The organism is Vagococcus bubulae, assembly GCF_003950315.1.
Taxonomy (GTDB): domain Bacteria; phylum Bacillota; class Bacilli; order Lactobacillales; family Vagococcaceae; genus Vagococcus; species Vagococcus bubulae.
Genome location: NZ_NGJT01000044.1, coordinates 1 through 5018, shown reverse-complemented (window position 1 = coordinate 5018; position 5018 = coordinate 1). Strand labels below are relative to the sequence as shown.

Sequence of the window (5018 nt, the reverse complement as noted above, 5' to 3'; positions counted from 1 at the left end):
CTTTCTATCTGATATTTTTGTTTGGTACTTAAATTTTACTAGATAGACGACATGTTTTTAAATAAAATAAACTAAAAAAGGCTGATGAATCAGATTTTGATTCATCAGTCCTTTAAATTATAGAGCCGATATTAATGGGAAACATTCCATTGATATCTTTTTTTGTTCTTATTTGCAACCGTATTCAGTAAATGTTATAATTAATTTACTAAATATTTACTAGGAGGAAGACAAATGTTAACGAAATTAAAACAAACGTTTCTAGATATTTTTAATGAAAAAAATGATTCAGAATATTTTTCACCAGGGAGAATAAACTTAATTGGAGAACACACAGACTATAATGGGGGAAATGTTTTTCCAGCAGCGATAACCATTGGAACATATGGTTTAGTGAGGAAAAGAGAAGACGATATTATCCGTTTTTATTCGATGAATTTTCCTGAAATTGGTGTGAAAGAAATTCGATTATCTGAATTGGAATACAAAGAAGATGATGACTGGACAAATTATCCTAAAGGGGTTATTTATTTACTAAAACAAGCTGGATATAAAATTAATCACGGCTTTGATATTTTATTTTATGGTACCATTCCAAATGGTGCGGGGTTATCTTCTTCTGCGTCTATTGAGCTTTTAACAGGGCTAATTATGTCTGATGAGTGTGAATTAAATATTCCAAGACTTGATTTAGTAAAACTTGGACAAAAAGTTGAAAATGATTATATTGGTGTGAATTCTGGCATTATGGATCAATTTGCTATAGGTATGGGAGAAATAAACCATGCGATTTTACTGAATACAAATACATTAGCTTATGAGTTAGTTCCAGCAGTGTTTGGAGACTATGTGATTATGATTATGAACACTAATAAACGCCGTGAACTAGCTGATTCAAAATATAATGAACGTCGTAGCGAATGTGAAGAAGCATTAAGACAGCTACAACAATATGTAGAGATAAACACATTATGTGATTTGAGTGTCTCTGATTTTAATAAGTACAGTGATAAAATTGATAATGAGGTAATAAGAAAACGGGCGAAACATGCTATTACCGAAAATGAACGAACGTTAGAAGCGAAAAAAGCATTGACTAATGGTGATTTGAAAACATTTGGAAAACTATTAAATGCCTCTCATCAATCATTAAAAGAAGATTATGATGTGACAGGTATAGAACTTGATACATTGGTAGATTATGCCCAAAAACAACCTGGTGTTTTAGGTGCTAGAATGACAGGGGCAGGTTTTGGAGGATGTGCCATTGCTTTGGTTAATAAGCATCATCTGGCTGAATTTAAAGAAGTTGTTGGAGCAGGTTATGAAAGTAAAATCGGGTATGCGGCAGATTTTTATGAAGCGTCTATCGGAGACGGCACAAAAAAATTATCATAAAAGGAGAATTCTTATGAAAAAAGTTTTAGTCTTAGGTGGAGCAGGTTATATTGGATCTCATGCGGTGGCACGTTTAGTTGAAAGTGGTCATGAGGTGGTTGTGGTTGATAATTTACTAACTGGACATAAAAAAGCCATTCATCCAAGTGCCACATTTTACGAAGGAGACATCAGAGATAAAGCATTTTTAAGTAGTGTTTTTGATAAAGAGAAGGTAGAACAAGTGGTTCATTTTGCTGCAAGTTCTTTAGTTGGAGAATCAGTGGAAAACCCTTTAAAATATTTTAACAACAATGTCTATGGCATGGAAGTCTTATTGGAAGTGATGAATGACCATCATGTAAAAGAGATTGTCTTTTCTTCAACAGCAGCGACTTATGGTGAACCAAAAGAGACACCTATTAGTGAATTAACACCAACTAACCCTAAGAATCCATACGGTGAAAGTAAATTGATGATGGAAAAAATGATGAAATGGTGTGATGAAGCTTATGGTATGAAATATGTTTCGTTGCGTTATTTTAACGTTGCAGGAGCAATGCCTGACGCATCTATTGGAGAGGATCATCATCCAGAGACACATCTATTGCCAATTATTTTACAAGTAGCACTAAAACAACGTGAATGTTTAAATATTTTTGGTGATGATTATCCAACGCCAGATGGTACGTGTATTCGTGATTATGTTCATGTGTTAGATTTAGTAGATGCTCATATTTTAGCGTTAAACTATTTAGACCATCATGATGAGAGTCAAATTATTAATTTAGGGAGCAGCAACGGCTTTTCAGTTAAAGAGTTGCTAGATGAAGCGGTTCGTGTAACAGAAGAAGAAATACCTTTTGAAATGTCACCTAGAAGAGCAGGGGATCCAGCAATATTAGTTGCTTCAAATGAAAAAGCAAAAAAAATATTAGGATGGAATCCGACTCATACAGATATTGAAACAATTATTTCGACAGCTTGGAAGTGGCATAAAACACATCCATATGGTTATGAAGGGGAGGACCAAGTATGATGGTAAATCAATGGATGACAACATTTGTTTCTTACGCGATTTCAACAGGTTTGTGGGATGAGATGGATCGAGTTTATTTGACCAACAAAGTGATGTTTTTAATAGGGGTTGATGATTACGAAAAAGAAGCAGAACTAATAGATAAATTAGCAGTAGAAATGGTGAATGAACTAGTTAATGTGGCAATCCAACAAGGGAAAATAGTCGATACAGCTCATGAAAAAGATGTATTAGTTGGAGAATTAATGGACATTGTAACGCCTACGCCTAAACAGGTTAATGATACGTTTAATAGTTACTATGATAAATCACCAAAGCAAGCAACGGATTACTTTTATCAACTAAGTCGAGATAACGATTATATTAAAACACAAGCGATTGCAAAAAATATTGAGTTTCCTTATGAGTGCGACTATGGAACACTCAACATTACGATTAATCTGTCAAAACCTGAAAAAGATCCTAAAGAGATAAAACAAGCAGCAACAATGGCATCAACCAATTATCCAAAATGCATGTTATGTATTGAAAATGAGGGATTCTCTGGTCGTATAGGCTATCCAAACCGTTTTAATCATCGGGTGATTCGATTTTCACTTTGTGGTGAACCATGGGCATTTCAGTACTCTCCTTATGCTTATTACAATGAACATAGTATTTTATTTTCTCAAGTTCATCGTCCAATGTCGATTAATAAAGAAACATTTACTCGTCTTGTCAATGTGCTGGATGTGTTCCCACATTATTTTGTGGGGTCAAATGCAGATTTACCCATCGTAGGCGGCTCAATTTTATCTCATGATCATTATCAGGCAGGAAGATGTCATTTTCCGATTGAAACATCGCCCATTGAAAAAAGTTATGATATACTAAATTTTCCAAATGTATCGGTTGGTATCGTGAAATGGCCAATGTCGGTGATTAGATTAAGAAGTGATAATAAAGATGAGTTGATTAATGTGGCTGATTATATTTTAACAAAATGGCGAACATACTCAGATGAAGCATTAAATATTTCAGCTTTTAGTCATGATAAGACACCACATCATACAGTGACACCTATTGCACGTAAAAAAGAGGGAAAATATGAAATGGATTTGGTATTAAGAGATAATAATATTTCAGATACTTACCCAGATGGTATATTCCACCCACATCCTGAATATCATCATATTAAAAAAGAAAATATTGGCTTGATAGAAGTGATGGGATTAGCCATACTGCCTCCTCGTTTGAAAGAAGAGATGTCAGAGGTTCGTCAATTTTTATTAGGTAAAAAACACCAAATGAAAGATTATCATATGTCGTGGGCGACATCTATTAAAGAAAATCAACAGATAACAGAAGAAACAGTTGATAAACAAATAGAAGACGCGATTGGAGAAGTATTTCTTCATGTGTTAGAAGACGCTGGCGTGTATAAACGTAATAAAGAAGGTCAAGAAGGATTTAATCGATTCATGGAGACATTATAAATTAGAAGGAGGGAAACTCATTGGCGACAATTAAGGATATAGCAAACGAAGCCGGAGTGTCACCTGCTGCAGTCTCGCGTGTATTAAATCATGACGCCACATTATCAATAAATGAAGAAACAAAGCGTCGGATTTTTGAAGTAGCTGAAGCATTAAATTATACAAAACATCATAAAAAGAAACCAAGACAAACTAAACGAATTGGGTTAATTCAGTGGTATCAACCTGATGAAGAATTAGAAGATATTTACTATTTAGCCATACGTTTAGGGATTGAAAAACGGGCGGAAGAATTAGCAGTAGAGCTAATAAAATGTGATATTGAGTCCCTTGATAAAGAAAATATAGATGGGCTACTTGCATTGGGGAAATTTGACAAAGTAGAAATAGAAAAAATGGCGTCAGTAGTTGAAACCATAGTATTTATTGATTTTGATGCAACAAGTTATGGTTTCTCATCTGTTATTGTTGATATAAACAAAGCTATGCAACAAGTTGTTTCTTTAATTGAAGAAAAAAACTATCATTCTGTTGGTGTATTACAAGGGATAGAGTATACCAAAACGCTTCATGAGCCTGTGGAAGATTATCGATTGGCACATTTGCAACATAATCTTGAAAAACATCACTCACTTGATTGTATTTTACAGACAGCATTTAGTGTAGCATCTGGCTATGACGCAATGGCACAATACATTGAAGAGACACCTCGAGAAGAGTTTGTTGATGTCTTTTTTGCTGAGAGTGATGCCATTGCTGTTGGTGCTTTACGAGCCTTAACAGAAAAAGGGCTGACTGTACCAAAGGATATCGCGCTGATATCTTTTAATGATATTAGCGTGGCAAAATATTTAACACCAAGTTTAACAACTATACAAGTCCCTACTGAAGTGATGGGGAGTGTGGCAGTTAGTCATCTACTGACATTATTAGATACAGAAATTGATATACCGATAAAGATGGAAGTAGTCACGCATTTAGTTAAGCGACAAACACATTAAAAGAGGCTGACTAAATAGTCTTTAAAATAAAGAAATAAGGATTTAAGAATAGAAATATCATTCTTAAATCCTTATTTTTGAGTTCATTAGTATCTTTCAACTGCCTATAGGCAGTTAATTTCCTTA

4 protein-coding genes are annotated in these 5018 nt (G+C 34.2%); all 4 read left to right on the top strand.

Annotated features, from left to right (window positions below; translation table 11 throughout):
- Nucleotides 1-234: 234 nt before the first annotated feature.
- Genes CBF36_RS11965 through CBF36_RS11950 form a run of 4 tightly spaced genes read left to right on the top strand, consistent with a single transcriptional unit; the run spans nucleotide 235 to nucleotide 4892 of the window.
- Nucleotides 235-1398, top strand: a complete 1164-nt coding sequence (locus CBF36_RS11965) for a galactokinase (protein ID WP_125958604.1) — start codon at nucleotides 235-237, stop codon at nucleotides 1396-1398.
- A 13-nt stretch (nucleotides 1399-1411) separates the two neighbouring features.
- On the top strand, nucleotides 1412-2416 hold the full coding sequence (gene galE, locus CBF36_RS11960; RefSeq protein ID WP_125958603.1) for a UDP-glucose 4-epimerase GalE: 1005 nt from the start codon (nucleotides 1412-1414) through the stop codon (nucleotides 2414-2416).
- The gene (gene galT / locus CBF36_RS11955; protein WP_125958602.1) at nucleotides 2413-3891 is read left to right on the top strand and encodes a UDP-glucose--hexose-1-phosphate uridylyltransferase; all 1479 of its coding nucleotides are present in this window, start codon (nucleotides 2413-2415) and stop codon (nucleotides 3889-3891) included. The genes galE and galT overlap by 4 nt, the downstream gene beginning before the upstream one ends.
- Before the next feature lie 20 nt (nucleotides 3892-3911).
- Nucleotides 3912-4892, top strand: a complete 981-nt coding sequence (locus tag CBF36_RS11950; protein WP_125958601.1) for a LacI family DNA-binding transcriptional regulator — start codon at nucleotides 3912-3914, stop codon at nucleotides 4890-4892.
- Nucleotides 4893-5018 lie beyond the last annotated feature (126 nt).

Bases quoted from the DNA above. Each gene is read 5' to 3' on its own strand.
- galE (WP_125958603.1), top strand. From the start codon at position 1,412: ATGAAAAAAGTTTTAGTCTTAGGTGGAGCAGGTTATATTGGATCTCAT.
- galT (WP_125958602.1), top strand. From the start codon at position 2,413: ATGATGGTAAATCAATGGATGACAACATTTGTTTCTTACGCGATTTCA.
- CBF36_RS11965 (WP_125958604.1), top strand. From the start codon at position 235: ATGTTAACGAAATTAAAACAAACGTTTCTAGATATTTTTAATGAAAAA.